Annotated in this window: 28 protein-coding genes; 12 read left to right on the top strand and 16 right to left on the bottom strand. The window is 70.1% G+C overall.

From position 1 onward, the window contains the following. Nucleotides 1-7 precede the first annotated feature (7 nt). The 3 genes from DFR69_RS28120 to DFR69_RS28110 are packed head-to-tail and all read right to left on the bottom strand — an operon-like array spanning nucleotide 8 to nucleotide 2,467. Nucleotides 8-1,171: an acyl-CoA dehydrogenase family protein gene (locus DFR69_RS28120; RefSeq protein WP_110040669.1), complete on the bottom strand. Its 1,164-nt coding sequence runs from the start codon at nucleotides 1,169-1,171 to the stop codon at nucleotides 8-10. 56 nt (nucleotides 1,172-1,227) lie between these two features. After that, complete coding sequence (locus DFR69_RS28115; RefSeq protein WP_244198496.1) at nucleotides 1,228-1,812, bottom strand: QsdR family transcriptional regulator; 585 nt, start codon at nucleotides 1,810-1,812, stop codon at nucleotides 1,228-1,230. A gap of 52 nt (nucleotides 1,813-1,864) precedes the next feature. Then, complete coding sequence (locus DFR69_RS28110) at nucleotides 1,865-2,467, bottom strand: TetR/AcrR family transcriptional regulator (protein WP_110040667.1); 603 nt, start codon at nucleotides 2,465-2,467, stop codon at nucleotides 1,865-1,867. A gap of 112 nt (nucleotides 2,468-2,579) precedes the next feature. On the opposite strand from DFR69_RS28110, the gene DFR69_RS28105 reads away from it, so the two are divergent. Genes DFR69_RS28105 through DFR69_RS28080 form a run of 6 tightly spaced genes read left to right on the top strand, consistent with a single transcriptional unit; the run spans nucleotide 2,580 to nucleotide 8,520 of the window. Continuing rightward, nucleotides 2,580-4,121, top strand: coding sequence for an acyl-CoA synthetase (locus DFR69_RS28105; protein ID WP_110040666.1), 1,542 nt, complete (start codon nucleotides 2,580-2,582; stop codon nucleotides 4,119-4,121). A gap of 14 nt (nucleotides 4,122-4,135) precedes the next feature. Next, nucleotides 4,136-5,323 (top strand): acyl-CoA dehydrogenase family protein, encoded by a 1,188-nt coding sequence (locus DFR69_RS28100; protein WP_110040665.1) that lies wholly within the window; start codon nucleotides 4,136-4,138, stop codon nucleotides 5,321-5,323. Beyond that, nucleotides 5,320-5,670 (top strand): YidH family protein, encoded by a 351-nt coding sequence (locus tag DFR69_RS28095; RefSeq protein WP_110040664.1) that lies wholly within the window; start codon nucleotides 5,320-5,322, stop codon nucleotides 5,668-5,670. Before DFR69_RS28100 ends, DFR69_RS28095 begins: the two co-directional genes overlap by 4 nt. Next, nucleotides 5,667-5,972 (top strand): DUF202 domain-containing protein, encoded by a 306-nt coding sequence (locus DFR69_RS28090; RefSeq protein WP_110040663.1) that lies wholly within the window; start codon nucleotides 5,667-5,669, stop codon nucleotides 5,970-5,972. The genes DFR69_RS28095 and DFR69_RS28090 overlap by 4 nt, the downstream gene beginning before the upstream one ends. Nucleotides 5,973-5,998: 26 nt before the next feature. Continuing rightward, the gene (locus DFR69_RS28085; RefSeq protein ID WP_110040662.1) at nucleotides 5,999-7,192 is read left to right on the top strand and encodes a serine hydrolase domain-containing protein; all 1,194 of its coding nucleotides are present in this window, start codon (nucleotides 5,999-6,001) and stop codon (nucleotides 7,190-7,192) included. Between the two features lie 11 nt (nucleotides 7,193-7,203). Next, complete coding sequence (locus DFR69_RS28080) at nucleotides 7,204-8,520, top strand: MFS transporter (RefSeq protein WP_244198495.1); 1,317 nt, start codon at nucleotides 7,204-7,206, stop codon at nucleotides 8,518-8,520. A gap of 83 nt (nucleotides 8,521-8,603) precedes the next feature. Here the strand turns inward: DFR69_RS28080 and DFR69_RS28075 are convergent, their stop codons facing one another. Next, the gene (locus DFR69_RS28075; RefSeq protein WP_110040661.1) at nucleotides 8,604-9,875 is read right to left on the bottom strand and encodes a PucR family transcriptional regulator; all 1,272 of its coding nucleotides are present in this window, start codon (nucleotides 9,873-9,875) and stop codon (nucleotides 8,604-8,606) included. Between the two features lie 309 nt (nucleotides 9,876-10,184). Here DFR69_RS28075 and DFR69_RS28070 point away from each other — a divergent pair, with 309 nt between their 5' ends. Together DFR69_RS28070 and DFR69_RS28065 are read left to right on the top strand one after the other, a co-directional pair. Further along, the gene (locus tag DFR69_RS28070) at nucleotides 10,185-10,928 is read left to right on the top strand and encodes a helix-turn-helix transcriptional regulator (RefSeq protein WP_110040660.1); all 744 of its coding nucleotides are present in this window, start codon (nucleotides 10,185-10,187) and stop codon (nucleotides 10,926-10,928) included. A 44-nt stretch (nucleotides 10,929-10,972) separates the two neighbouring features. Further along, nucleotides 10,973-11,920: a sterol desaturase family protein gene (locus tag DFR69_RS28065; RefSeq protein ID WP_110040659.1), complete on the top strand. Its 948-nt coding sequence runs from the start codon at nucleotides 10,973-10,975 to the stop codon at nucleotides 11,918-11,920. A gap of 83 nt (nucleotides 11,921-12,003) precedes the next feature. On the opposite strand, the gene DFR69_RS28060 is transcribed toward DFR69_RS28065, so the two are convergent. The 4 genes from DFR69_RS28060 to DFR69_RS28050 all read right to left on the bottom strand — a co-directional run bounded on the left by DFR69_RS28060 (nucleotide 12,004) and on the right by DFR69_RS28050 (nucleotide 14,911). After that, nucleotides 12,004-12,549: a dihydrofolate reductase family protein gene (locus DFR69_RS28060; protein WP_110040658.1), complete on the bottom strand. Its 546-nt coding sequence runs from the start codon at nucleotides 12,547-12,549 to the stop codon at nucleotides 12,004-12,006. Between the two features lie 202 nt (nucleotides 12,550-12,751). Next, on the bottom strand, nucleotides 12,752-12,919 hold the full coding sequence (locus DFR69_RS34665; protein WP_167456433.1) for a hypothetical protein: 168 nt from the start codon (nucleotides 12,917-12,919) through the stop codon (nucleotides 12,752-12,754). Nucleotides 12,920-13,086: 167 nt separating this feature from the next. Beyond that, nucleotides 13,087-14,361, bottom strand: coding sequence for a glycosyltransferase family 87 protein (locus DFR69_RS28055; RefSeq protein WP_167456432.1), 1,275 nt, complete (start codon nucleotides 14,359-14,361; stop codon nucleotides 13,087-13,089). 118 nt (nucleotides 14,362-14,479) lie between these two features. After that, complete coding sequence (locus tag DFR69_RS28050) at nucleotides 14,480-14,911, bottom strand: MarR family winged helix-turn-helix transcriptional regulator (protein ID WP_110040656.1); 432 nt, start codon at nucleotides 14,909-14,911, stop codon at nucleotides 14,480-14,482. Nucleotides 14,912-14,969: 58 nt separating this feature from the next. On the opposite strand from DFR69_RS28050, the gene DFR69_RS28045 reads away from it, so the two are divergent. Together DFR69_RS28045 and DFR69_RS34660 are read left to right on the top strand one after the other, a co-directional pair. Further along, nucleotides 14,970-15,989, top strand: coding sequence for a hypothetical protein (locus DFR69_RS28045; protein ID WP_110040655.1), 1,020 nt, complete (start codon nucleotides 14,970-14,972; stop codon nucleotides 15,987-15,989). A 154-nt stretch (nucleotides 15,990-16,143) separates the two neighbouring features. After that, nucleotides 16,144-17,106: an SEL1-like repeat protein gene (locus DFR69_RS34660; RefSeq protein WP_167456428.1), complete on the top strand. Its 963-nt coding sequence runs from the start codon at nucleotides 16,144-16,146 to the stop codon at nucleotides 17,104-17,106. On the opposite strand, the gene thpD is transcribed toward DFR69_RS34660, so the two are convergent. Genes thpD through DFR69_RS28005 form a run of 5 tightly spaced genes read right to left on the bottom strand, consistent with a single transcriptional unit; the run spans nucleotide 17,094 to nucleotide 20,991 of the window. Further along, the gene (thpD, locus tag DFR69_RS28025; RefSeq protein ID WP_110040651.1) at nucleotides 17,094-18,002 is read right to left on the bottom strand and encodes an ectoine hydroxylase; all 909 of its coding nucleotides are present in this window, start codon (nucleotides 18,000-18,002) and stop codon (nucleotides 17,094-17,096) included. The two genes, DFR69_RS34660 and thpD, sit on opposite strands and share 13 nt — an antisense overlap. Next, entirely contained in the window at nucleotides 17,989-18,393 is a 405-nt protein-coding gene (locus tag DFR69_RS28020) for an ectoine synthase (RefSeq protein ID WP_110040650.1), read from the bottom strand. The genes thpD and DFR69_RS28020 overlap by 14 nt, the downstream gene beginning before the upstream one ends. Beyond that, nucleotides 18,390-19,658: a diaminobutyrate--2-oxoglutarate transaminase gene (ectB, locus tag DFR69_RS28015; RefSeq protein WP_110040735.1), complete on the bottom strand. Its 1,269-nt coding sequence runs from the start codon at nucleotides 19,656-19,658 to the stop codon at nucleotides 18,390-18,392. The genes DFR69_RS28020 and ectB overlap by 4 nt, the downstream gene beginning before the upstream one ends. Continuing rightward, nucleotides 19,658-20,245 (bottom strand): diaminobutyrate acetyltransferase, encoded by a 588-nt coding sequence (ectA, locus tag DFR69_RS28010; RefSeq protein WP_425271611.1) that lies wholly within the window; start codon nucleotides 20,243-20,245, stop codon nucleotides 19,658-19,660. Before ectA ends, ectB begins: the two co-directional genes overlap by 1 nt. A gap of 32 nt (nucleotides 20,246-20,277) precedes the next feature. Next, complete coding sequence (locus DFR69_RS28005; protein ID WP_110040648.1) at nucleotides 20,278-20,991, bottom strand: response regulator transcription factor; 714 nt, start codon at nucleotides 20,989-20,991, stop codon at nucleotides 20,278-20,280. Between the two features lie 269 nt (nucleotides 20,992-21,260). Between DFR69_RS28005 and DFR69_RS28000 the strand changes: the two genes are divergently transcribed. Further along, nucleotides 21,261-22,208 (top strand): threonine/serine dehydratase, encoded by a 948-nt coding sequence (locus DFR69_RS28000; protein WP_110040647.1) that lies wholly within the window; start codon nucleotides 21,261-21,263, stop codon nucleotides 22,206-22,208. Here DFR69_RS28000 and DFR69_RS27995 read toward each other — a convergent pair. Next, on the bottom strand, nucleotides 22,205-22,915 hold the full coding sequence (locus DFR69_RS27995) for a sigma factor-like helix-turn-helix DNA-binding protein (protein WP_110040734.1): 711 nt from the start codon (nucleotides 22,913-22,915) through the stop codon (nucleotides 22,205-22,207). The genes DFR69_RS28000 and DFR69_RS27995 overlap by 4 nt on opposite strands. A gap of 167 nt (nucleotides 22,916-23,082) precedes the next feature. Here DFR69_RS27995 and DFR69_RS27990 point away from each other — a divergent pair, with 167 nt between their 5' ends. Then, nucleotides 23,083-23,565 (top strand): carboxymuconolactone decarboxylase family protein, encoded by a 483-nt coding sequence (locus DFR69_RS27990; RefSeq protein ID WP_110040646.1) that lies wholly within the window; start codon nucleotides 23,083-23,085, stop codon nucleotides 23,563-23,565. Between the two features lie 46 nt (nucleotides 23,566-23,611). On the opposite strand, the gene DFR69_RS27985 is transcribed toward DFR69_RS27990, so the two are convergent. Both DFR69_RS27985 and DFR69_RS27980 read right to left on the bottom strand, forming a co-directional pair. Continuing rightward, complete coding sequence (locus DFR69_RS27985; RefSeq protein WP_110040645.1) at nucleotides 23,612-24,466, bottom strand: SDR family oxidoreductase; 855 nt, start codon at nucleotides 24,464-24,466, stop codon at nucleotides 23,612-23,614. A gap of 34 nt (nucleotides 24,467-24,500) precedes the next feature. Then, nucleotides 24,501-25,160, bottom strand: coding sequence for an FHA domain-containing protein (locus tag DFR69_RS27980; protein ID WP_110040644.1), 660 nt, complete (start codon nucleotides 25,158-25,160; stop codon nucleotides 24,501-24,503).

The raw sequence follows: 25,160 nt of genomic DNA, 5'->3' as shown, positions 1-25,160 counted from the left end.
CGGTTGCTCACAGTCCGAGGATCGTGGAGGCGATGATGGTGCGCTGCACTTCGTTCGACCCTCCGTAGATGGAAGTCTTGCGGTAGTTCAGGTATCCGGCGAGCGCGCGGCGCGTCCAGTCGTCGGTCTCCCCCACCCTGGCGACGGCGGCGGGTCCGGCGATGTCGACGAACAGCTCGGTGACGGCCTGCTGCAGTTCGGTGCCGCGCAGTTTGAGAATCGAGGAGACGGGGTTCGGGGCGCCGTCGCTCGAGCTCGCCGCCACCCGCAGCTGCACCAGTTCCAGTGCCAGCAGCTCGTTGTCGAGATCGGCGACGCGGGCGGCGAAGGCCGGGTCGTCCAGGAGGGTGCCCACGCCGAGCGCGGTGCGGGCGGCGTATTCCTTGGCCAGCTCGAGGCGGACCTTGGTCTGCCCGACCGCGGCGATGCCGGTGCGCTCGTTGCCGAGCAGGAACTTGGCGTAGGTCCAGCCGTGGTTCTCCTGGCCGACCAGCTGATCGGCAGGCACCCGCACGTTCTCCAGGAACACCTCGTTGACCTCGAAGCCGCCGTCGATCAACTCGATCGGCCGCACCGTCACGCCGGGGGTGTCCATCGGGAACAGCAGCATCGAGATGCCGGCCTGCTTCTTCGGCGCGGCCGGGTCGGTGCGGGCCAGGCAGAACATCCAGTCCGCGCTCTGGGCGGCGGTGGTCCAGGTCTTCTGCCCGTTGATCACGTAGTCGTCACCGTCGCGCACCGCGACCGTCCGCAGGGAGGCCAGGTCGGATCCGGCGTCGGGCTCGGAGAAGCCCTGGCACCACCAGATGTCGAGATTCGCGGTGGCGGGCAGGAAGCGGGCCTTGAGCTCGGGCGAGCCGAACTCGGCGAGGACCGGTCCGATCATGTTGGCGTTGAAGGTGAGCGGCTCCGGGACCGAGGCCAGCTGCAGCTCGTGGTGCCAGATGTGGTGCTGCACGGGCGTCCAGTCCCGCCCGCCCCACTCCACGGGCCAGTTCGGGACGGCCAGGCCGGCGGCGTTGAGGATCCGCTGGGTGGTGACGTAGTCGTCCTTGCTCAATTCGCGCAGGTGCCGCTGCCGCTCGCGGATGTCCGCGGGGATCTCACGACGGAAGAAGGCGCGCAGCTCGTCGCGGAAGGCGAGCTCGTCCTCGGTGAAGGCCAGTTGCATGGCCGGTATGTTACACAGAGTCGCCCGTGTAGCAAATGGGCGCGAGGTCGCCCGGTCTAGGCGCGCAGCAGGGCGGCCTGGACGCGGCTCAGGCGCTCCACGTCGCCCTGGAATCCGGCCACGGCGTCGTTGTACAGGAACGCTTCCCACAACCGGACCAGTGCGTACGCGAGGGTCGCGCGGTCGATCGGCGGCTGGTAGCCCTGGTCTTCCGCGCGTTCGAGCAAGCCCTCGACGATCGCGACGGCCGCGGGGTGCACGACCCCGTCGCTGCGGGTGATCAGGCGCAACGCGCCGGTGGATTCCTGGTCGAAATAGGTGCGCAGCGACCCGTCGTCGACCAGCCAGTGGATGGCCCGGTCGAGGATCTCCACGATCCGCTCGCCGCCCGTGGCGGTGGCGCGCCGCTCGGCGTGGACCACCATGCGCTCGAGCTGGCGCGCCAAGGCGGCACCGAGCAGCCCGTCGCGGGATCCGAACCACCGGTAGATGCTGGTGCGAGCCAGACCCAGTTGCGCGGCAATGGCATTCGCGTCGACCCGCTTGCCGTCCAGGAACGCCGCGATGGCCGCGTCCAACACGTCGTCACGGCTGGCCGCGGCCGGACGGCCGGGCGCTCGGGTTCCTTCGCTCTGTGCCACGCCCGTCAGCATAGGACGCGGCGAGACCGCTCCGCGGAGCCGCGCACCGGCCTCAGTCGAAGTCGCCTTCGAAGCCCGAGGCCCAGTAGCGGCCACGCAGCGACAGGTCACGCAGCATCCCGGTGACCTCCTCCAGCGTCATGGGGCGCGGGTCCGATTCCAGCCACCATCGCAACACGGCGACCTGCTCTCCCACCCAGGCGCGGGCGAGCACCTCGAGGTCGATGCGCGGGGTGACGCCCTTGGCCTCGGCTCGCGCGGCGAAAATCGTTGTGGCGGCGGCGGTTCGGTCGTCGATGAAACGACGCAGCGCCCGGCCGTCGCCCTCGCCGCGCAGGATGACGCGATAGGCGTCGCGCTCCTCGTCGGCATGCCGGAACATCTCCAGCACCGGCTTGCCGGTGAACCCCACCGACGACGTGGACAGCAGCGCGCCCAGGCGTTCGGCGAGTTCCTCGGTCAGGTCGGTGACGATGCGATCGAGCAGGTCGTCCTTGTCGGTGAAGTGCTTGTAGAAGGTCGCCCGCCCCAGGTCGGCGCGCTCGGTGATGTCCTCGACGGTCACGTTGGCGTACCCGCGCTCGAGGATCAGCGAGATCAGCGCGTCACGCAGGGCGCGGCGACTGCGGCGCACACGGCGGTCTTCGGGTGGCACGGGCGCCCTTTCTCTCCGGAATCCTTTCCGCCGAGCATAGGCGACGTTGACATTCAGGCCGTAAGTAGACACCATGCCTAATAACATTCGTTGTGTCGATTTCGGAGTCTTCATGAATCTGGGCCACTATCTGACCCGCAGCGCCACCTACTGGCCGGAGCGGGAAGCGCTGGTCTGCGGACCGGCGCGCTGGACCTACCGGCAACTCGAGTCCGAGGCCAACCGGCTGGCCTCGGCGCTGTTGCGGCGAAGCATCGAGCCGGGACAGGCGATCGGCACCTTCGCGGCAAACCGCGGCGAACTGGTGATCACCGAGATGGCGCTGTCCAAAGGCGGATTCATCCGGGTACCGGTCAACGCGCGGCTCGCCGGCGACGAGCTGGCGCATGTTGTGCACGATGCCGACGTACGCGTCCTGTTCGTCGACACCGCGCACGTCGACGCCGCCCGCGCGGCGGTCACGGCGGCGGGCACCGACTGCGCGGTGCTCGACTACGAGAGCGAGGACTACCGCGAGCTCCTCGACACCGGCACCGACGAGCCGATCGCCATCGATGTCGACGCCGACGCCCCCGCCGTGCTCAACTACACCTCCGGTTCCACGGGCACGCTCAAGGCGGCGGTCCAGACCCACGGCAATCGCCTGGCCAATATGCGCAAGCGGCTCATGAGTCCCTCGGGCGCGCCGACGCCCGAGGACCGCTACCTGGCGCCCGGCCCCATCACCCACGCCTCCGGGATGGTGTTGCTGTCACTGCTCGCGCGCGGTGCGGCGGTGGTCGTCCTGCCCGCCTTCGACACCGCGACCTTCCTGCGCACCCTCGAATCCGAGCGCATCACCAGCACGTTCGTGGTGCCGACCATGCTCAACATGCTCATGGGCCACCCGCTGATCGCCGAGGTCGACCTGTCGGCCATGCGCACCCTCGGCGTCGGCGGCGCGCCGGTGTCGCCGCGGCGGCTGCGGGAGGCCGTCGAGGTGTTCGGCCCGATCGTCATGCAGGGCTACGGACTCGGCGAAACCACCAGTGGCATCACGATTCTCACCGCCGAGGACATCACGCGCGCGATCGAATCCGACCCCGAACTGCTGATGTCGTGCGGCAGACCGGTGTTCGACACCGAGGTCCGCGTGGTCGACGACGCCGGGGTCCCGCTGCCCGCCGGACAGATCGGCGAGATCGTGGCACGCGGCCCGGACTGTGTGCGCGAGTACTGGCACGAGCCCGAGCTGTCGGCGCGGACCTTCCGCGACGGCTGGGTGCACACCGGGGACGTGGGCTATTTCCGCGCCGACGGCTACCTGTTCATCGTCGACCGCAAGAAGGACATGATCATCTCGGGCGGCTTCAACATCTATTGCAGCGAGGTGGAGGCCGCACTCTACGAGCACCCCGGCGTCGCCGAGGCGTGCGTCGTCGGCGTCCCCGACGAGCAGTGGGGCGAGGCGGTCAAAGCCGTGGTGGTGGTGCGTCCGGAGCGGGCGCCGAGCGAGCAGGACCTCATCGACCACTGCGCCACCCGGCTGGCGCGCATGAAGAAGCCGCGGTCGGTGGATTTCGTCGCCGCGCTGCCGGTCAACCGCAACGGCAAGATCGATCGCCGCCTCGTCCGCGCCGGCTACTGGGCCGACGCGGACCGGCAAATCAACTGACACAGGACAATTCGATGACCTTCACCCTCTCCCCCACCTACGACGACAACCCCCGCCTCCAGGAGCTGGTCGGCGCGCTGCGCGACTATCTCGACGGCGAACTCGCCGAATACGAGGCCGGGCTCGGGCTCATCCGCGAGTCGCGCTACGGCCGCGAGGTCCTCGAGCCGGTCTGGCAGCGCAGCCGCGAACTGGGCTTCTACGGCATCCATCTCCCGGCCGAACACGGTGGTCAAGGCCTGACGTTCACCGAACTCGCCGCGCTCAAGGAAGAGGTGGGCGCCTCACCGCGCCTGTTCGCCACCTCGGTGCTCGGCGACATGGGCGGGCCGCTGCGCGTCGGGTCGATCTTCCAGTACGCCACCCCGTATCAACTGGAGAAGTACCTGCTGCCGGTCCTGCGCGGCGAACGCGCCTGCTGCTTCTCGCTCACCGAGCACGACGCCGGCTCGGACGTTCGCGGCATCCTCACCACCGCCACGCCCGACGGCGACGGCTGGCGGCTCACCGGCCACAAGGTGTTCTCCAGCGCGGGTCCGTTCGCGGACTTCTCGATCCTCGTGGCGCGCATGGCCGAGGCCGACGGCACACCGACCGAGACGTTCTCGACCTTCCTGGTGGACCTGGACTCCCCGGGATGCACGGTGGCCGAGGGTGATACGCCGATGTCGGGCGAGCACATCGAGGCCGACATCGTCCTCGACGACTGCTACGTCGGCCCCGAACAGCTGCTCGGCGAAATCGGGCAGGGGCTGCGGATCGGGTTGGGCCGCGTGACGGTCAACCGGCTGCTGCACTGTCCGACCGCGCTCGGCGGCGCCCGGCGCGCGCTCGAACTGTCGGTGGGGTACGCGAAGACCCGGCAGGTGAACGGCGCGCCACTGGGCATGCTGCAGTCGATCCAGCACCGCCTCGCCGACATGGCCGCCGACTACTACGCCGCCCGCGCGATGACCTACGACGCGCTGGCCGCCCTCGACGCCGGGCAGCGCCCGCGCACCGAGGCGTTCCTGTGCAAGCTGTTCGTCGCGGAGAAGGCGTTCTCGATCGCCGATCACGCGGTGCAGATCCACGGCAAGGCGGGCGTGGTGCGCGGCGGTGAGGTGGAGGGGTTGTTCCAGCGGCTGCGCATGTTCCGCATTCTCACCGGTTCCTCGGAGATCCAGCGCAACGGCATCGCGCGCGAGCTGCTGCTGTCGTGAACGCCACGTCCGACGACAGCGAAGGCGGGGAGCCGGACTACCGGTTCACCCTGGCCAACGAGCGCACCTTCCTGGCCTGGATCCGCACGGCCCTCGGCCTGCTGGCCGGCGGGGTCGCGGTGGCCCAGTTCGCCTCGGCGGGAACGGATCCGCGCGTGCGCACCGCGGTCGGGGCCCTGTGCGCGGTGCTGGCCTGCCTGATCGCGGTCGGGGCGTTCCGGCAGTGGCGCCGCGTCCAGACCGCCATGCGCCGTGACGCGCCGCTGCCCCGGCCGCCGCTGGTGCCGGTGACATTGGCCGGGGTGTGCGTGGCGGCCATGCTCTCGGTCGCGCTGGTCGCCGGATGACCGCACCGCCGGGCCTGCAGCCCGAACGCACGGTGCTCGCGTGGCGCCGCACCGCACTGGCGGCGACCGTGCTGACGGTCCTGCTGGTCCGCGCGGTGGTCACGAGCGATGCGCCGGCCGCGCCGCTCGCCCTCGGCTGCGCGGCCGCCACCCTGGCCGCGATCCTGGCGGCGGCGCGCGAGCGACACCGCCGCTACCGTGCCGACCTTGTCGCCGCGGCACCCCTTCCCACGGCATCGGCCGTGGCGATCTGCGCGGGCACCGCCATGACGGCGGGTGCCGCGCTTCCGCTGCTCGGCTGAGCCGAGACTTCCGACAGGAGATTCCGATGACGCAATCCCTCAGCCCCGCGGACATGGCGTGGACCAAGGGCTTCCTCGATCCGGCGCACGTCCGCCGCCATGTCACCACCGTGCGCGAGATGTCGCCGACCCGTGCCGTGTGGCGGGGCACCGGCGCGCCGTCGACCCTGCCGGACGCCCCGGCGGCACTGTCCGACCTGCCGGTGCCCTGGACCTTCGATCGCACCGTCCCGCTGGCCCAGGCACTGCGCGAAGCGGAGACGGACGCGCTCGTGGTCGTGCATCGCGGGCGGGTCGTCCATGAGCAGTACCTGCACGGGTACCGGGCCCACATCCCGCATCTCACCGCCTCGCTCGCGAAGTCCTGGATCGGTTTGCTCGCGGCACTCCTCGACGAGCAGGGACTGCTCCGGCGCGCGGACGAGGCGGCGACGTACATCCCGGAGCTGGCGGGCACCGGTCTGGGTTCGGCACGGCTGCAACAACTTCTGCACATGACGACCCAGGTGCGCTTCGGCGGCAGACCCTATGACCGTGTCCTCGAGGCCCATCGCTTCTGGGCAGTGGTCGCGCCCGGACTGCGCCCGGCCGGCTACACCGGCGCGCAGACCATCCTCGAGCACCTGGCCACCGCCGAGGCGACCGGGCCGTTCGACACCGAATTCCGTTACGAGAATGCCAATGTGGAGGTGGTGGCCGAGGTGCTGCGCCGCGTGACGGGCGTGTCGATCTCCGAGCTGCTCAGCGACCTGGTCTGGTCGCGGATCGGCGCCGCCGAGGACGGCTACTACGTGCTCGACCCCGCCGGGAACGAGATGGCCTGTGGCGGTTTCGCCGCCACCGCCAAGGATGTCGCACGGCTCGGCGAGGTTCTGCGCCGCGGCGGCGCGCTCGGTGACCGGCAGGTGTTCCCGGAGTCGGTGGTCCGGTCGATCACCGAGGTGCCCGCGGGACCGACCCGGCGGGTCCGCCTGCCCCGCGACACCTCCGATGCCCCGCCCCGCCTGGGCTATCACGACTTCTGGTGGATTCTCGACGACCCGTACGGCTCCTATCTGGCCAGTGGCATCCACGGGCAGCACCTGTTCGTCTCGCCCGGTCGCGAACTCGTCGTCGTGCATTTCGGCGCGCAGGTGCTCTCGCCGTCGGTGCCGCCCACCCCGCTGGTCGCGGCCTACGCGCGGATCGCCGCCGCGCTCGACACCGACACCCCCGCCTGAAGGGCATCGCCATGACCACTGTGGATTTCGCGGCACCGGGCGCGCGGCGCCGCCGCGGCAAGAACCTGGCGCTGCTCACCGCCTCCTCGGCGATGGACAACGCCGAGGCCAACGTGACGAGCGTGCTCTTCCCCCTCATGCGCGAATCGCTCGGGCTCTCGGCCTCCGCCCTGGGCACCATCGTCGCCGTCGGCAAGGCGGTCGGTGTGGTGGCGGGGATCCCGTGGGTCCTACTGGCCCACCGGTTTCCGCGCAAGACCGTGCTGGCGGTCTGCGCGGGCTTCTGGGGCGTGTGGTCGATGGCGGCGGGCGCGGCGGGCAGTTTCGGCCAGTTCGTCCTGCTCTACGCCGTCGCCGCCGCCGGATTCGCCGGGGCGGGCCCGATCGCGCTGTCGATCCTGGGCGATCTCTACCGGGACAGCCATCGCGGGCGCGCCACCGGCATGCTCTACGGCGGGGTGGCGCTGATCAGCGGAGTCTCGGCCCCGCTGGTCGGGCAGCTGTCGGGCGTCGAGGAGGGCTGGCGCTACGGCTTCTACCTTTCCGGCGCCGTCTGTGTCGTGATCGGCGTGCTGATCATGGTCTTTCTCGACGACCCCGCGGCGGGACAACGGCACGACGTCGACGTGCCCACCCTCGACCGGATCGAGGACAAGGCACGCGGGCTGAAGGAGTCGCTGCGAGCCCTGCTCGGGGTGCGCACCTTTCGCTACATCCTCGTGCAGCGGCTGTTCTCCGGGCAGAACGTGATCATGAGCTTCGGCGCGGTGTTTCTGGTCGAGGAGCGCGGGCTCAGCACCGCCACCGCCTCGGTGATCGCCCTGCCGTTCGCGATCGGATACATGACGGGCACGTTCGCGGGCGGCCGGGTCAACGACCTGGTGCACCGGCGGCATCCGCGCACCGGCCGGGTGGCGATGCTGCAACTGAGCCAATTCGGTTTCGCCGGTGTCGCTTTCCTCACCACCCAGATCGGGTGGCACAGCATCGGCATGTACGCGGCGCTGTTCGGGCTCCTCGGCTTCCTGCAGGGGCAGGTGCCGGTGGTGAACCGCCCGCTGATCATGGCGGTGGTGCCGCCGCCGCTGCGCGGGCTGGCGTTCGCGGTGTCGGTGTCGACCGTCGAAGCGCTGGCCTACGCGGGTTACGCGCTGATCGTCGGCAGGCTGGGCGATGCCATCGGGCTGCAGGGCGCGTTGCTGGCCGTCACGGTGGTGCTCACCCTCGCCAACGCGGTGGGCTCGGCCGCGCTGTACCGACCCTACGCCAGGGACGCGGCGGTGATCACGGCCCGCTTCCCGGAGGCAGCCCCGGCGTCGGCACACTGACCGCGGCACCCCGACACCAGCGGCGGTACCGCCGCCGACCTCCTCAGCCTGCGCGCGACAGAGCACCAGCCGGAGGTCGTCGTCTATCCCGCGCGGGAACCGGCCTGCCGCTCGAGCCGAAGGACGTCGGCGGTGCCGCCGCCGCGATGCGAACGAATCAGCAGCGCCGCCCGGAGATGGCAGATGCCGGTGACGGAATTCAGATCGAAACCGGTCAGCTGACTGATCCGTTTCAATCGATAGTCGACGGTGTTGGTGTGCACGAACAGTTCGCGCGCGGTGCGCGAGCGCTGCAAATTGGTCGCCATATAGACCTCGAGCGTCTGCAACAGCTCCGGGTGCGCTTCCAGGGCGTCGACGACCGAACTGAGGTGTTCGCGCGCGGGTCCCTGCCGCGTCAGCTGGTATTCGAACGCCAATTCGTGCGGCCGGTACACCTTGCTCGGCCCGCCCAGCCGATGCACGATCTCGACCAGCTCGTGCACCTGCTCAGCCGCCCGGGGGATCTCGGCGGGCGCGGCCGACATCACCACCGCGCGCACCGGAACCCGGGCAGCGCCCGACAGGCCGGCGATCAGCGCGTCTAGGGCGGGTTCGTCGAATTCCGCGACGGGCAGCAGCAGCGTGCCGCCTTCGACACTGAGCAGCGAGAGCACCTTGCCGACGCACTGGTTCGCGAGTTCGGCCTGCACGCGCCGCAGCTTGCGCCGGGCGACCACGTTCCCGTCCAGATCGGGATCGAATTCGTCGGGGTGCGCGGGGAGCGCGAGCGCGATGACGTGGTAGCGGTCGGCGATCTCGATGCCGCACTCGCGCGCCATCGTCGAGGTGCTCTGGCCGCCGAGCAACGCCGAGGTCAGGGTGTGGACGGCGGTGTGGTGTTCGCTGACGACCGAGCGCAGCTCGCGCACATAGGCCGCCGAGACGGCCGAGGTGATCATGCTCTGCACCTCGGTGAGCCTGCGGGCCACTTTGATGATCATGTCCTGATCGTGGCCGGCGACATTGGTGAGGACGAGGTCGAAGCCGAGTTTGAAGCCCTCGTGCACGGCGTTGTGGATCGTGTCGATCGGGATGCCCTCCCGCGCCCAGTCGGCGGCCGCGGCCTGGATCCGCTCCATCCGGCCGGGCTGGTCACGGCCGTCGAGCATGCTCCTGGTCAGTTCGAGGCACACCCGCGTCACCGTGGTGACGTCGCCGTCGAGCGCCTCGCCGGGCAGCGTTCCGCAGGGCACGACGTTCTCGATGAAATGTCCCACCATCTGGCGGGAGATCGCGCGGACGTCGCGCAGCGGGGTCGAGACCGGACGGCCCGCGGCGGTCAGAAAGGGGGTGATGGAGGTCGATACAGCCATGGTGAATCCTTCCCACCCAGATCACTGAGCAAGCCCCCAATCTACCCGCTGGTAGCTAGCGCCATCCCGCGTTCATTTGTGATAGGCGGCAACGGTATTCGCCGGGCTTTATGGATTGCTACAAGAATTCGGCGCCGGGCCGCTGACCACCACGCACGCAGGCCGACACCACCACGGACGGAGCGAGAACCAGGGCAGGGAGCAGGCAGCGAGCCGCGCCCGGTCACCGGCACGGCCCGCCGGTGGCGAGATTGGCTCTGTGTCGAGTGTCGAAGAGAGTCATGCGGTCCGGCTGAGCGGGTCACCGTCATGACGGCGGTCGCCGGGGTGGCGCGGTGGCGCGGTGGGCTGGTGTTCAGCCCGGGGCTGATGGCGTTCACCGGGGGCATCGGCGACACCGCCGCGCACGCGCACGCCGCGGTGCAGGTGCTGTTCGTCGCCCGCGGCGCGCTCACTCTCACCGATACGGCCGGCCGTACCGCGTCCGCGCAGGCCGCGATCATCCCGCCCGGTGTGGGCCATCAGGTCGGTGCCGAACCCGGCACCAGCGGGTTCGTGGCGTTCCTCGACCCCGATTCCGTGACCGCGCACGCCGCTGTCGAGCGCCTGGCCGGGCTACCCGGCGATCGCGCCATGAGCTGGGTCGCCGCCGCCTGCCCGCGCCCACCGTCGCCTGGCGCTCCGGCTCGACGGCGCCGCGCGCATCCGGTCGTCACCGAGGCGCTGCGGACCGCGGGCGGTTGGCCGGGCGGCCCGCCCGCTCTCGGCGAACTCGCTGCCCGGGTGGGACTTTCGGGCAGTCGCCTGTCGCACGTGTTCACCGAACACGTGGGGTTGCCGTATGCGGCGTGGCGGCGCTGGACCCGGCTGCATCAGGCTTTCGCCGTGGTGCGCGCCGGCGGTTCCCTGACCGAGGCCGCGCACACCGCCGGGTTCGCCGACAGCGCGCATCTCACCCGCACCTGCCGCGACCTGATCGGCATCACCCCCACCGAGGCGCTCATCGCCACCGGCTGGCGGCAGGCACCCGCGGGCCGCGGCGAAGTCGGCTGATTTCTTCAAGTCCACCACCCGGTCCGGACGCGACGCTGATTCCCATGACGTCCACGCTCGTCCGCCCCCTCATCCGCTACGGCTACGTTCCGTTCATGCTGCTCGGTGTCAACGGTGCCGGCATCGTCCTGGCCGCCTCCGGCGCGCCCAAGGCCTGGTTGATCGCCCTGCTTGCGGTCGCGGTCGCGGTGTCGTTCACCGCCGAACGACTGCTGCCGTATCAGGATTCCTGGAACACCTCCCACGGCGACCTCGGCCGCGACACGGCCCACGGCTTCGTCAACGAAACCCTCATCCTCGCCAGTGTGGCCGCCGTCCCCGCCCTCGCCGCGCTCGTCCCCGGGGCCGGGATCTGGCCGCACGACGCGCCGTTCGTCGCGCAGGTGCTGGCCGCTGTGCTCGTCGCCGACTTCGGGATCACCCTGGCCCACTACGCCAGTCACCGGATCGGGGTGCTGTGGCGGTTCCACGCCGTGCACCACAGCGTCACCCGCTTCTACGGGCTCAACGGCCTGATGAAACATCCGCTGCACCAGACGATCGAGACGACCGCCGGGGTCACCCCGCTGCTGCTGGCCGGGATCCCGGTCCCGGTCGCCGCCGCGCTGTCGCTGGCGGTGGCGGTGCAGCTGCTGTTGCAGCACTCCAACGCCGACTACCGCGTCGGACCGTTCAAGCACGTGCTGGCCCTCAATGAAGGCCACCGCTTCCACCACCTCAAATGGGCCGGTGTCGGCGATGTCAATTTCGGGCTGTTCACCCTCGTCTGGGACCACCTGCTGCACACCTACAGCTACGACCCCGCCCGCCGGTTCACGAGTGCCGACCTCGGCATGGCCGCGAAACCCGACTACCCCGCGGGCTACCTGGCGCAACTCGCGGAACCGTTCGCCCGGCACGGCGCCTGCCACTTCGCGGCCGACACCACCCACCCGGCCGATCGCTCGCCGGGCGGGTCGGCGCCGTTCAGCGTGCCGGGAGAACCCGGGTGAGAAACTCGCGCTCGTCGCCTGCCGCGGCGCCCAGCAGGGTGAAGTGGTCGGTCCCGGGGTACAGGGGCCGGCGGTGCGGGCCGTCAGCTGGGCGCCAGCCGGTGCACGACGATGCCGGAGGCGAAGCGGGTGGTGTCGAGCAGGCGCAGGTGCGTCGTGTCGGTCCGGCCGCCGAAGAGCCGCTCGCCCTGCCCGGCGATCACGGGGAAGATCCAGAAGTGGTACTCGTCGACCAGGCCGTGGTCGAGCAGCGTCCGGGAGAAGGCGCCCGTGCCGAATTTCAGCAGGGTGCCGTCCGTCTTCGCCTTGAGCGCGCGCACCCCCTCGACGGGGTCGGCATCGAGCAGCTCGGCGTTCCAGGTCAGGTCGCCCTGCGCCAGCGTGGTGGACGCGACGTGTTTCGGCAGTGCGTTGATGCGATCGGTGTAGGGGTCACCCGCGGGGCGGGTGGGCCAGGCCTCGGCGAAGCTCTCGTAGGTCTCGCGACCCAGCAGCAGGGCGTCGGCCGCGGACAACAGGTCCGCGGCGTAGGCGGCGTGCTCGTCGTCCCAATACGGCGCGCTCCATTCGTGCGGTGCGTCGATGGTGCCGTCGAGGGTGACGAAGGTGGATTCGATCAGCTTGCCCATGCTCTTCTCCTGAATCAGTCGGTGTTCGAGCGATGAGAGAACTGTGCCGGTGGGGGTTTACGGATTTCTTACGGTGCCGCACCTCGGTCGCGCAGTTCGGCGCCGGACTGCCCGGGGACAGTGGCGGATCGGCGACGGCACCGCGCAATGCCGCGCGCCGACAAGGGGTTCCGCCACCGCCCCGGACAACCTGGCTAACCGCCTACAGGCACAGGCTGACCTCGATCGGCCCGAGCGGGAGCGGGACGCACACCTCCACCGAGCCCGAGACGGGGGTCGGCGCCGCGGCGGTGGCGGTTCCGGCGCTCAGCGCACACGCGGACAGCGCGAGGGCGACGACGGCGAGCGGACGGGCAGTTCTGGAATTCATACGATCTTCCTCGGTTGCACAATATGACACGTCCCAGCTTCGGGACATCACGATGCAATCACAGCCCGTACGGCGAATCACCATGTTTAGCACGGCTTTTGACGTATCTATGCACCGTGCGGAAAATCGTCGTAGAAATCCATAAACAATTGCCGGACCGGAAGTCCTCAGACGGCGCGAGCGGGTTCCCCGACGGGTTCGGGCTCGGCCGCGGCCTTCGACGGCAGATGCCGGCCGGTGAGCAGGAACAGGGCGACGAGGGCGACGGCGAGCCAGACATAGGTGTCACCGAAGATGTGCTGCCACCACGACCACGACGTCTCGCGGTGTTCCCCGTCGGGCAGGAAGCTGTGCGGCGCGATGACGAAGACCGCGGCCACGACGACCGCGGTGGCGTACCAGCCGCGCGCGCTCGACGCGGGCAGCGTCCGGGCGTGGCAGACGATGGCCAGCAGCGCAGGCGCGATCCAGATCCAGTGGTGCGACCACGAGATCGGCGACAGCAGCAGGGTGAACACGGCATTGAGGGCCAGCGCGATCGCAGGCGCGTCGGCGGCCTTGCGCATGGCGGCGACGACCAGGGCAAGCAGCAGCGCGCCGAAGAAGAGCCAGAGGGCGTCGAAGGGCAGCCCGGTGACGTGCAGACGGGCCAGCACGGCCTGGATCGACTGGTTGGTGTGGAAGGCCGAGCCGCTCAGGCCCGAGACGTTGCCCAGGCCGCCGAACCAGTAGCGGGTGGACTCGGTGGGCAGCAGGGCGAAGGAGGCGATGGTGGCGACCGCGCCGGTGGCCGCCGCCGTCGCCGCGGCCTTGTAGTCCTTGCGGACGAGGAAGAACAGCACGAACGCGGCCGGGGTCAGCTTGATCGCGGCGGCCAGGCCGATGAGCATGCCGCGCGGATAGCGGGTCTTGAGCAGCAGGCAGTCGGTGGCCACGAGCACCATCAGCAACAGGTTGACCTGACCGAAGTCGATGGTCGAGCGCACCGGCTCCAGCAGCATGGCCAGCGGCAGCGCGCATGCGGCGACCAGCACGGCGGCCTGACGGTTGTCGCGGTGGTAGCGACGCGCGACCAGGTACAGCGTCCAGCCGAGGGCCGCGATCGAGACGACGACGTAGAGGATCTTGGCCAGGCCCCAGGACAGCAGCGCGAACGGTGCCAGCGCCACGGCCGCGAACGGCGGGTAGATGAACGGCAAGCCGATCCCGGCCGAGGTCTTGGGCAGCTGCCCGTACATGTCGGCGCCGTCGCGCATGGCCTCGATGCCGAGGCGGTACACCTGCAGGTCGATGAAACCGCCCGAATACTGCTCGAACGGCCAGAGCGGGATCCGGACACACGCGATCGACACCACGGTGAGCAACACCGGCACCAGCCACCATGCTCGATGGATCGGGCGTGGGGAATCCTGCTGCGGGGGGTGGGTGGTGTCACTACTCATCCGCGGCGACTATACCGACTCGACCCGTCCGCCGCGTCATCGCCCATCGCGGGCGGTGACCGAGACGATAGCCCGCCGGATGCCGGATCGGGCGTGGTAGCGGGTGTGCGCGGCGCGTTCAGCCGCCGTGGTTGTAGCGCACGAGATAGCCGGCCATCGCCTCGACGTCGGCGTCGGTCCAGTCGGCGAATCGGGCGGTGAAGGCTTCCCGCCTGCGGTGCTCGGCCGCCCGCGCGACGGCCCGGCCCGCCGCGGTCGCCCGCAGCAGGTGGTTGCGCCGGTTGCCGGGGTCGACCTCGCGGTCGAGGTAGCCGAGCTTCTCCAAGGCGCCGACCTGCCTGCTGACCGTCGACTTGTCGAGCAGGAACTGCTCGGCCAGATCGGTGGCCTGGCAGCCGTCGCGCTCGAGGACGAGATCGAGGATGCTGTAGGCGACCAGGCTCAGTTCCGGGTGCAGCTCCGCGGCGCGACCACGGGCGCGCCGGGCGAAGGCGGTGAGTTCCCGCTGGATGGTGTCGACGGCCTCGGCCCTTGTGTCTCGCGCGTTCACAGTTGTACGATACAACAATCATAGTTGTATTTACCAACTGTTTGGAGATTCCGCCCCGATGACTCGCTCCCAGTTCCGGCATGTCGCCGGTCACCTGCTCACGCCGTTGCTGATGTGTCTCGGTATGGCCTTGGCCTACCTCGGCGCCTTCCATCAGCCGACGCCGAACCATCTCGCCCTCGCGGTGGTCGGCGACTCGCCGCAGGCGATGGTGCTGGCGCAGACCATCAAGGACAAGGCGGGCCCGGCCGTCGACATCGTCACCCTGCCCAGCCGCGACGCGGCCGTGACGGCGCTCGACGACCGCGAGCTCACCGGCGCGTTCGTGCCCGGCGCCCAGCGCCCCGAACTCCTGGTGGCCACGGCGGGCTCCGACACCAGCGCGATGGCCGCCGAGGTGGTGTTCCGGCAGGTGACCGATCAGCAGGGCGTGCCACTGACCGTCACCGACGTGACGGCGAAGGCGGGCGGGGATCCGACCGGACAGGGGCTGTTCTTCCTCCTGGTGGCGCTGAGCGTCGGCGCGTACGGCAGCGTCGCCGTCATCGGCGCCGCGGGCGCGACGCTGCGGATGCGGGTGCGCGCGGCGATCGGCGTGGGCACGGCGTTCGTGGTGAGCGTGATCGGCGTGGTGGTCGCGGGCCCGGTGTTCGACGTGATCGATCAGGACCACGCCGCGGTGTTCGGCATCGCGTGGCTCTACAGCGCGGGCATCATCCTGATCGGCATCGGCCTGCACACCTTCCTGAAGCGCTGGACCACGCTGGCGCTCATCACGCTGTTCGTGATGCTGAACTTCACCACCTCCGGCGGGGTGTACGGCCCGCAGTTGCAGAACGGCTTCTTCGGCGCCCTGCACACGTTCTGGAACGGCGCCGATTTCGTCGAGGGGCTGCGCAGCCTGCTCTACTTCGACTCCACCGCGGGATTCGGCGGGCGCCTGCTGGGGTTGGTCGCCTGGCTGGCCGTCGGCGCGCTGCTGGTCGTGATCGCGGGCCGATACGAGGCACGGCACGCGCCCGCACCGGTCGCCCCCGCCGCGGTCGAGGAGGAGATCGGCGAATCGGTCGCCGTCTGAGCCGCGCCGAGCCCGGTGAAACCCGTTGCGGATCATCCGGATCCGCCGGGAAACTCTCGCGGTTTCGCGTAGACGCGAGTACGGTGTAGCGCGCAACCGTGGCGGCGTCGGCGTCGCGTAGGGGGTCGAATCGCGGAAAGGGTGGGCTGCACCGATGAATGATCCCGGCGCGCGTCTGCCGGACGAGCCCGTGTCGCTCGATCAGCGCTACACCGCCGCCGATCCGATCGAATGGTGTGGCGCCGCGGTCTATCCGATGTACACCGAGACCCTCGCCGTCGGCACCACCGCGGTGCGGCTGCGGGCGGTGTCGGTGATGCCGCCCGCCGGGGTCTCCGGGCTCGGGCTCGGGCTCACCGTGCAGGACGGGCACGTGGATCTGGACGGGCGCTCGCTCGTCGGCGTCGACATCTGGTCCGACGCGCTCACCGAGGGCGTGGACATCTCGGTGACCGCGAACGCTCCCCAGGCGCTGTTCACCCTGACGCCGGTGTGGGTGGCCGAATCGGGCACCCAGCAGTCCTGGACCGGGAACTACGGGATGGTGGTGGACCTGCTGCCGGGCGGCTCGTCCACGCTGTGGTGCAGCACCGGGCCCGGCACACCGGATTTCAACGAGCTGGTCGTGGAACTGACGACCATCCCGTCGGCGGAGGTCTCGATCGCGGCGACCGCGCCCGCGCTGGTGACGATGCCGCTCACGGTGCTGCCGCCCGCCATGGCACCGGCCGTCCCCGCACCACCGGCACCGGCACCGGCACCGGCACCGGCACCGACCATCTCGACCGCCCCGGCGACGCCGCTGCCGACCCACGCCGCCGACGCGACGGATCGCACCGAAGCAGCATCGCCGATGCCCGCGGCGGACACCGGTCAGGGCATCGGGCGCGCCCTCTACGAACTGGGCACCGCGATGCGGGAACGCGGCGACCACGATTCGGCCCGCACCCTGCTCACCCAGGCCGCCGAGGCCGGGCACCGCGGCGCGGCGCACGATCTCGGCGCGCTGCTGCTCGACGCGGGCGACCGCGCCGGAGCCGAGAAATGGTGGAAGGCCGCGGCCCCCGACGATCCGCGGGCCGCGACCTCCCTGTCCGAACTGACTCAGCGCGCCTGATCGGCCAGCGGAGCCACCTCGCGCACCGGTGTCACCTCGCGCGCCGCGATGTGCGTCGGCCTGCGCACCGGCGCCGCGAACGGCTCGGTCAGCGCGTTCTCCACGCTGTTGAACACCAGGAAGATGTTCGAGCGCGGGAACGGGGTGATGTTGTTCGACGACCCGTGCATCAGGTTCGAATCGAACAGCAACGCCGACCCGGCCTTCCCGGTGAACTGCGTGATGCCGAAGCGTGCCGCGAGGAAGGTGATGTCGTCGTTGGTCGGCACCCCGATCCGCTGCTCCCGCAACGACTCCCGATAGTGCCCCTCCGGGGTCTCCCCCAGACACGGCACGAACGTGCGGTGCGAACCCGGCATCAGCATCAGACTGCCGTTGAACGGGAAGTTGTCGGTCAACGCGATCGACAGGCTCACCGCCCGCGGCGCGGGCATGCCGTCCTCGGCGTGCCAGGTCTCGAAATCCGAATGCCAGGTGAAGCCGCTGCCACCGAACCCGGGCATGTAGTTCACCCGGGTCTGGTGCAGGTACACCTCCGAGCCGAGGATCTGCTCGGCCAGGCCGACGATCCGCGATTCGGCCACCAGCTCCGCGATCGGCTTGCTGAGCTTGTGTACCTGGAACACCGACCGCACCTGCCCCGCGACCGGTTCCACGACGACGCGCTCGTCGCCGTAGAGCACCGGGTCGGCGGCGAGGTGGCCGATTTCCGCCCCGAAGGCCGCCACCTCCTCCTGCGAGAGCAGGTCCGGGATGATCGCGTACCCGTTGGCGTCGAAACCGGCCAGCTCGGGCGAGGTCACCTCACCCCACACGGTGGGGTCGGTGCGCTCGAGATGCGGCGCGGGCTCGGTGAGCCGGGTCGGGTAGCGGTCGAGCCGATCAGACACTGGCATCCTCCTCCTCGACGACGAGCGGATACACCCCGTTCTCATCGTGTACTTCGCGGCCGGTGACCGGCGGATTGAACACGCACAGCATCCGAAGCCGGGTGCGTGCGGTCACCTGGTGACGTTCGTGTCCGTTCAGCAGGTACATCGTGCCGGGGCCGAGCTGGTAGACGGTGTCGTTGTCGAGGTCGTGCAGCGTGCCCTCGCCCTCGACCAGCCACACCGCTTCGACGTGGTTCTGGTAATGGAATTCGTGGACTGTGCCCTCTTCGATCGTAGTCTCGTGGAACGAGAAGCCGACCTTGTCGCCACCCAGCACGATGCGCTTGCTGCGCCAGCCGGGCCCTGCCACGTCCCGCTCGGTGCCGGTGATCTCGGCGGTGGTGCGCACGATCATGCGGCACCGCCACACACGGCGTCGATCGAGGCCGACAGCACCGACAGGCCGCGGTCGAGTTCGTCGCTGCCCAGGGTCAGCGGCGGCAGCAGCTTCACCACCTCGTCCATCGAGCCCGAGGTCTCCACCAGCAGGCCCTGCTCGAACGCGGTACGGCAGACCTTGCCCGCCTGCGACGGGTCGTCGAAGACGATGCCGTGCACCATGCCGCGGCCGCGGGTCGAGACCCCGTCGTGGCGGTCGGCGACGGCCTGCAGCGTGCGGCCCACGTACTCGCCGTTGGCGGCGGTGCGCTGGGCGAGCTTGTCGTCGGACCAGTACTCGCGCAGCGCGGCGGTCGCGGTGACGAAGGCCGGGTTGTTGCCGCGGAAGGTGCCGTTGTGCTCACCGGGCGCCCACTGGTCGTGCTCGGGCTTGAGCAGCACCAGCGCCATCGGCAGGCCGTAGCCGCCGATCGACTTGGACAGGGTGACGATGTCGGGGGTGATGCCCGCGATCTCGAAGGAGAAGAACGGGCCGGTGCGGCCGCAGCCCATCTGGACGTCGTCGACGATCAGCAGGATGTCTCGCGCGGCGCACAGTCCGGCCAGGTGCCGCAGCCACTCCGCGCGGGCCAGGTTGACACCACCCTCACCCTGCACGGTCTCCACGATCACCGCGGCGGGGCGGTCGAAGCCGGAGGAGCTGTCGTCGAGGACGCGCTGCATCCAGCCGAAGTCCTCGATGGTGTTGTCGAAGTAGCCGTCGTAGGGCATCGGCGTGGCGTGCTCGAGCGGCACGCCGGCACCGGCCCGCTTGGCGGCGTTACCGGTGACCGACAGCGCGCCCAGGGTCATGCCGTGGAAGGCGTTGGTGAAGCTCAGCACCGTCTTGCGGCCGGTCACCTTGCGGGCCAGCTTCAGCGCGGCTTCGACGGCGTTGGCGCCGGTCGGGCCGGGGAACTGCACCTTGTAGTCGAGACCGCGCGGGGAGAGCAGCGTGTCGCGGACGGTCTCGAGCAGCTCGCGCTTGGCCACGGTGGACATGTCGAGGCCGTGGGTGATGCCGTCGGCGGCGATGTAGTCGATCAGCGCCCGCTTGAGCACCGGGTTGTTGTGGCCGTAGTTCAGCGCGCCCGCGCCGGCGAAGAAGTCGAGGTATTCGCGGCCCTGCTCGTCGCGGATCCAGGCACCCTGCGCGGAGGCGAAGACGCTCGGCCAGTCACGGCAGTATCCGCGCACATTCGATTCCATGGCCTCGAAAATGCTGGTGTCGGTGGTCGTGATCATCGTCGTTCCTCCTGGCGCTGAACAGGTGCGATGACATACAGCTGCTCTGCCTCGTGTGAATCGGGGAAATCGTGCGTTTCGAACAGGGAGACGGTGCGCAATTCCGCACCGCGCTCCCGGGCCACCGCGGCGAACAACGCCTGGGAGGCGGTGTTGCCGGGTGAGATCGTGGTTTCCAGGGTGGTGATGCCCGCCGGGACCACCGCGTCGAGCAGGGCGTGCAGGATCGCGGCGGCGAGGCCGCGACCCCGGAACTCCGCGTCGACGGCGACCTGCCAGACGAACACCGTGTCGGGCGCGTCGGGCCGGATGTAGCCGATGACGAATCCCACCGCGCGGCCGTCGACTTCGGCGACGATCGAGGTCGCGGCGAAATCCCGACACCACAGCAGGTAGGCGTAGCTGGAGTTGACATCGAGCACCTGCGAGTCGCGGGCGATCCGCCACAACTGCGCGCCGTCGCCGAGACGAGGTGGACGCAGAATCGGTTCCGTACCGAGAACCGCTGGGGCGGTGGCAGATTCGGTGGACATGGTGGACGAAGGCATATCTCTACAGTTGCCAACAGACTTTGCGGTCTTCATGTCGAGCTCTTTGCAGTTGTATGACGAGTCTTTTACTGCGATTGCGGATCGAGCCGATAGCCCAGTCCACGCACGGTGACGACGATGCGCGGATCCGAGGGATCGCGCTCGATCTTGGTGCGGAGGCGGCGGACGTGGACGTCCACGATCCGCTCGTCGCCGAAAAAGCCTTGATCCCAGACTCTTTCGAGCAGCACGGCGCGGCTGAGCACCCGGCCCGGCGTCTCCGCGAGCTCGCAGAGCAACCGGAATTCGGTGACCGTGAGATGGATCTCCTCGGCGCCGCGGCGCACCGCGCCCGCGTCGGCCGCCAGGATCAGCGGCGCCACCGGATCGGCGTCGAGCACCGCCTCCGGCGTGCTGTCACGCTCGGCGGCGATCCGCGCGCGACGGCGCAGCGCGCGCATCCGCGCGGTGATCTCCTTGATCTCGAACGGTTTGCTGACGAAGTCGTCGGCGCCCGCTTCGAGCGCGGCGACCACATCGTGGGTGTCGTAGCGCGTGCTGATCACGATGATCGGCACGTCGTGGTCGCGGCGGATCTCCCGGATGCAGTCGAAACCGTCGGTCTCGCCGCGCATCAGGTCCACGATCATCAGGTCGGGCGGACCGTCGCTGCGCAGGCGGTCCAGTGCGTCTTCCGGGACGCCGGCTTCGGCGACGGCGTAGCCCTCGTCTTCCATCGCGCGGCGCAGATCACCGCGCATCTGGACGTCGTCGTCCACGATCATCAGGTTCGCACTCATGCCAGGGCCCCACTCTCGCCCTGCTCACGCCGAACCGTAAACGCGACCCTGTGATCCGGTCGCTCGTTTCGCTCGCTCATGTGCACATCCTTTGCTGACACGCCGGGGCGTGCGCCGGACCACCTGGGGATTTCGCGTCCCCAGACCGACACGACATCCCGCCTTCGAGCTTGTTACCAATCCGTTATGTACCCACGTTCGGGTCTGCGTAAACCCGCCGTAACAATTCGGCCGGTTCGCGGCCCCGTTCGCGGTGGCATAGTCGAGGCGTGACACCCACCTTCGCCGACATCGAAGCGGCCGCGGCGCGGATCGACGGATCGGTCCGCCCGGTCGCCGTCGCACCCGCGACGACCGGGGCCGATCCCCGCTGGTTCGCACTCGAGTACCTGCAGTTCACCGGCTCCTTCAAGGCCAGAGGCGCGCAGAATTTCGTGCGCGCGCATGCGGCCGAGGGGACCCTCCCGGAAGCCGGTGTGACGATCGCCTCAGGGGGCAACGCGGGCCTCGCGTGCGCGTGGGCGGCGCGGGCCGCGGGCGTGCCTGCGACGGTCTTCCTGCCCGATACCGCGCCGCCGGTGAAAATCCGTCGATTGCGTGACTACGGCGCCGACGTGCGACTGATCGGTCCGGAGTACAAGCAGGCGCTGGCCGCGTGCCGGGAATTCGCCGCCGCCAGCGGGGCGCTCTCGGCACACGCCTACGACCATCCGCTCATCTCCGCGGGCGCGGGCACCCTGATGCGCGAGATCCACGCCAGGATTCCCGATCTGGACACGGTGCTCGTCGCGGTCGGTGGCGGTGGGCTGTTCACCGGGACAGCGCTCGCCGCGCAGCATTTCGGGGTCAGAACGGTCGCGGTGGAGCCGGTGCACTGCCGCTCGCTCAACGCCGCGATCGAGGCGGGGCGCCCCGTCGAGGTCACCGTCGAGTCGATCGCCGCGGATTCGCTGGGCGCACCGAATGTTTCGCAGATGGCTCTCGACGTGGCCCGGCACGAGAGCGTGCGTTCGGTGCTGGTCGACGACGACGCCATCCGTCGCGCGCGCAGGCAGCTGTGGGACGAGCACCGGATCGCCGTCGAGAACGGCGCGGCGACCGCGCTGGCCGCCCTGCTCGACACCGGCGCGGGCGCCGCCTACCGCCCCGACGAGGGCGAGCGCGTCTGCGTCATCCTCTGCGGCGCCAACACCGACCCCACCGACCTGGCCACCTAGCGGCGCAGCACGGTCTCGTGCTCGACGCGGGCCAGCTTCTCCGGGTTGCGCACCGCGTAGACCCCCGAGATCAGGCCGTGGTCGACCCGCAGCGCGAACACCGTATCGATACCGCCGTCACGGGACAGAATCACCGCGGGATGCCCGTTGACCTGCGCCGCTGTCGCCGTCATCGTGGCGCCGATCCTCGGCAGGCTGCCGCGGAGCAGATCGGCCACCGCGTCGGCGCCTACCACCGGCGCGAGCGCGGCCCGCGCGCGGCCGCCGCCGTCACCGAGGAAGACAACGTCCGGCGCGAGGAGGTCGAGCAGTCCGCGCGGGTCGCCGGTCGCCACGGCCCGGTGGAACGCCGCGACCGCGGCCCGGGACTCGGTGGAGGAGACGGCGCCACGCGGCCGGCGCGCGGCGACGTGGGCGCGGGCCCGGTGCGCGATCTGACGCACGGCGGCCGGCGTCTTGCCGACCGCGTCGGCGATCTCGCCGTAGGGCAGGTCGAACACCTCACGCAGGACGAACACCGCGCGCTCGGTCGGCGCGAGGGTCTCGAGCACGAGCAGCATCGCCAGCGAGACACTCTCGGCGAGTTCGACATCGGCGGCCACGTCCTCGGCGTCGGCTGCCGAACCGAGCATCTCGTAGGCGACGGTGAAGAGCAGATTCCGGTGGGCGAGGAACGCCGCCGTCGCGGGATCCGGGGTGTCGGCCATGGTTCGCTCCTCGTTCGCGTGGTCGCTGCCGACCATCCGATGCCGGCCGACGAGGTTCTGTGACCGCCGCGCCCTGTGTCGTGCGTCACTCCGTACTGCCGTCACGTCGTACGCCGCACCGGCATCTTCATGGTCGTCCCACCGACAACCGACCCGAGGAGAAGCCCATGGAACCCCGATTCACCCTGGTGGACAACGAGATCGGCGCGAAGTTCGCCCAGCGGTTCGGCAACGCCAGCCTGGTGGTGCTGCGGTCCGGCCTGCCCAAGGCCACCCAGGATCTGGTGATGCTGCGGGTCAGCCAGATCAACGGCTGCGGCTGGTGCACCGACGTCCACAGCAAGGACCTCGCCCACGCCGGGGAACCGGCCGTGCGGATCAATCTGGTCGCGGCGTGGCGGGAGGCCACGGTCTTCACCGATGCCGAGCGGGCCGCGCTCGCGCTGGCAGAGGAGGGCACCCGTATCGCCGACGCCCACCCCGGCGTCTCGGCGGCGACCTGGGCCGAGACACGCGAGCACTACGACGACGATCAGCTCGCCGCGCTCGTCGCGCTGATCGCCCAGATCAACGCCGCCAACCGGCTCGGTGTGATCGTGCGCCAGCAGGGCGGCGGCTACGTGCCGGGCGCCTACGCCGCGGCGAACTGACCGAAAACCGTTCGGGCCCTTGGACATTTGCCCGGGGCCCGGACGGTCAGCGGACCAGTTCGTTCTTGGTGGCGTAGTTGGTCATCACCGAGTTGAGTCCGCGCATGGCCAGCGTGTAGCCGTACGGGACGTAGCGCTGGCCCCAGTGCGCGAGCTGGATGTCGCGGGAGGTGTAGACCCAGTAGCGATTGCGCTCGACGCCCTTGACCACGGCGGCCGCGGCCTGCTCGGGGGTGACGGCGTGGCGCAGGAACAGGCCCATCGCCTTCTGCAGGGCGGCGTTGTCGCGGTCGACGCCGGCGATGTCGACACTGTCGACCATCGGGGTCGCCATCGCGCCGGGGCACACCAGGCTGACGCCGATCTTGTGGCGGCGCAGGTCGAAGCGCAGCACCTCCGAGACGCCGCGCAGCCCGAACTTGGTGGCGCTGTACGGCGCGTGCCACGGCAGCCCGAACAGGCCCGCGGCCGAGGACACGTTCACCAGGTGGCCGCCGCGCCCGGCCGCGATCATCGGCGGCAGGAATTCCTCGATGACGTGGATCGGACCCATCAGGTTGATGTCGACGGTGCGCCGCCACTGCTGGTGCGAGAGCTTGTCGACGGTGCCCCAGGTGGCGATGCCCGCGACGTTCATGACGATGTCGACGTGACTGACGGCTTCGAAGGTGTGCGCGGCCAGGCCGACCACGGCGGAATGGTCGCTGACGTCGGCGGCGTGCGCCAGATGGACCGTCGCCCCGGCGGCGCGCAGTTCCGTCGCGGTCGCGTCGAGCGCGTCGGCGGTGATGTCGGTGAGCACGAGGGCCGCGCCCTTGGCGGCGGCGGCGAAGGCGGTGGCCCGGCCGAGGCCGCTGGCCGCGCCGGTGATCAGGCAGGTCTTCCCGTCGAACTTCGTCATGGTGGCGACCCTACGGTTCGATGAACACCTACGTCTACGGTTCGGCGGCGATCTCGATGGTGGTCCAGCCACCGACATGGATCCGGCTGCCGTCGCGCAACGGCACCGGCACCTGCGGCGCGATGGTCGTCTCGGCGCCGTCCAGACTGGTCCCGTTGGTCGAACCGAGGTCGGTGAGGGTGAGCTCGCCTGTGGACTCGACCCGGATCAGCGCGTGGGCGCGCGACACCCCGATGTCGGCCGGGGCGATGCCGAGGTCGATCTCGGGCGCGATGCCCTGCGAGGCGGAGCGTTTGCCGATGAGGAACTGGTTGCCGCGCAACAGGATCCGACGCTCGGGATAGAACTCCGGGAACTCGACGCGGTCGGCGTCGGGGCCCTTGTCGGCCTGGACCCTGGTGTAGAAGTCGCGGTCGGCGAAGACGCGCGCCGACCAGACCTTCGGCTCGGCCGCTCCGGGCGAGCGGCTCGCGTCGAGGTCACGATCGATCGGGGTCTCGGTGCGCGGCGGCCCGGCGGGCAGCGCCGAATCATGGCCGCAGACCTCGCAGAACCGGCCGCTGGTCGGCGTGGCGCAGGACGGGCACAGCCGCAGATCGCCGCGGTCCGGGGCGGGCGGCTCGCCCAGCGCCGACCCGCAGACATCGCAGTAGTCGATCGACCGCGACTGGTGTCCGTCCGCGCACAGCGGCAT

Source organism: Nocardia neocaledoniensis (genome assembly GCF_003182135.1).
Lineage (GTDB): Bacteria > Actinomycetota > Actinomycetes > Mycobacteriales > Mycobacteriaceae > Nocardia > Nocardia neocaledoniensis.
Note: the sequence above shows the minus strand (reverse complement) of the source record. Positions and strands in the feature narration are given on the sequence as shown.

Excerpts from the sequence above, each read along its gene's own strand:
- DFR69_RS28005 (WP_110040648.1), bottom strand. The coding sequence starts at position 20,991 with ATGAGTGCGAACCTGATGATCGTGGACGACGACGTCCAGATGCGCGGT.
- DFR69_RS28080 (WP_244198495.1), top strand. The coding sequence starts at position 7,204 with ATGACCACTGTGGATTTCGCGGCACCGGGCGCGCGGCGCCGCCGCGGC.
- thpD (WP_110040651.1), bottom strand. The coding sequence starts at position 18,002 with ATGCCAGTGTCTGATCGGCTCGACCGCTACCCGACCCGGCTCACCGAG.
- DFR69_RS28020 (WP_110040650.1), bottom strand. The coding sequence starts at position 18,393 with ATGATCGTGCGCACCACCGCCGAGATCACCGGCACCGAGCGGGACGTG.
- DFR69_RS34665 (WP_167456433.1), bottom strand. The coding sequence starts at position 12,919 with ATGAATTCCAGAACTGCCCGTCCGCTCGCCGTCGTCGCCCTCGCGCTG.
- DFR69_RS27980 (WP_110040644.1), bottom strand. The coding sequence starts at position 25,160 with ATGCCGCTGTGCGCGGACGGACACCAGTCGCGGTCGATCGACTACTGC.
- DFR69_RS28105 (WP_110040666.1), top strand. The coding sequence starts at position 2,580 with ATGAATCTGGGCCACTATCTGACCCGCAGCGCCACCTACTGGCCGGAG.
- DFR69_RS34660 (WP_167456428.1), top strand. The coding sequence starts at position 16,144 with ATGAATGATCCCGGCGCGCGTCTGCCGGACGAGCCCGTGTCGCTCGAT.
- DFR69_RS27990 (WP_110040646.1), top strand. The coding sequence starts at position 23,083 with ATGGAACCCCGATTCACCCTGGTGGACAACGAGATCGGCGCGAAGTTC.
- DFR69_RS28065 (WP_110040659.1), top strand. The coding sequence starts at position 10,973 with ATGACGTCCACGCTCGTCCGCCCCCTCATCCGCTACGGCTACGTTCCG.
- DFR69_RS28045 (WP_110040655.1), top strand. The coding sequence starts at position 14,970 with ATGACTCGCTCCCAGTTCCGGCATGTCGCCGGTCACCTGCTCACGCCG.
- DFR69_RS28070 (WP_110040660.1), top strand. The coding sequence starts at position 10,185 with ATGACGGCGGTCGCCGGGGTGGCGCGGTGGCGCGGTGGGCTGGTGTTC.
- DFR69_RS28120 (WP_110040669.1), bottom strand. The coding sequence starts at position 1,171 with ATGCAACTGGCCTTCACCGAGGACGAGCTCGCCTTCCGCGACGAGCTG.
- DFR69_RS27995 (WP_110040734.1), bottom strand. The coding sequence starts at position 22,915 with ATGGCCGACACCCCGGATCCCGCGACGGCGGCGTTCCTCGCCCACCGG.
- DFR69_RS28090 (WP_110040663.1), top strand. The coding sequence starts at position 5,667 with ATGACCGCACCGCCGGGCCTGCAGCCCGAACGCACGGTGCTCGCGTGG.
- DFR69_RS28060 (WP_110040658.1), bottom strand. The coding sequence starts at position 12,549 with ATGGGCAAGCTGATCGAATCCACCTTCGTCACCCTCGACGGCACCATC.
- DFR69_RS28075 (WP_110040661.1), bottom strand. The coding sequence starts at position 9,875 with ATGGCTGTATCGACCTCCATCACCCCCTTTCTGACCGCCGCGGGCCGT.
- DFR69_RS28085 (WP_110040662.1), top strand. The coding sequence starts at position 5,999 with ATGACGCAATCCCTCAGCCCCGCGGACATGGCGTGGACCAAGGGCTTC.
- ectA (WP_425271611.1), bottom strand. The coding sequence starts at position 20,245 with ATGAAGACCGCAAAGTCTGTTGGCAACTGTAGAGATATGCCTTCGTCC.
- DFR69_RS28055 (WP_167456432.1), bottom strand. The coding sequence starts at position 14,361 with ATGAGTAGTGACACCACCCACCCCCCGCAGCAGGATTCCCCACGCCCG.
- DFR69_RS27985 (WP_110040645.1), bottom strand. The coding sequence starts at position 24,466 with ATGACGAAGTTCGACGGGAAGACCTGCCTGATCACCGGCGCGGCCAGC.
- DFR69_RS28100 (WP_110040665.1), top strand. The coding sequence starts at position 4,136 with ATGACCTTCACCCTCTCCCCCACCTACGACGACAACCCCCGCCTCCAG.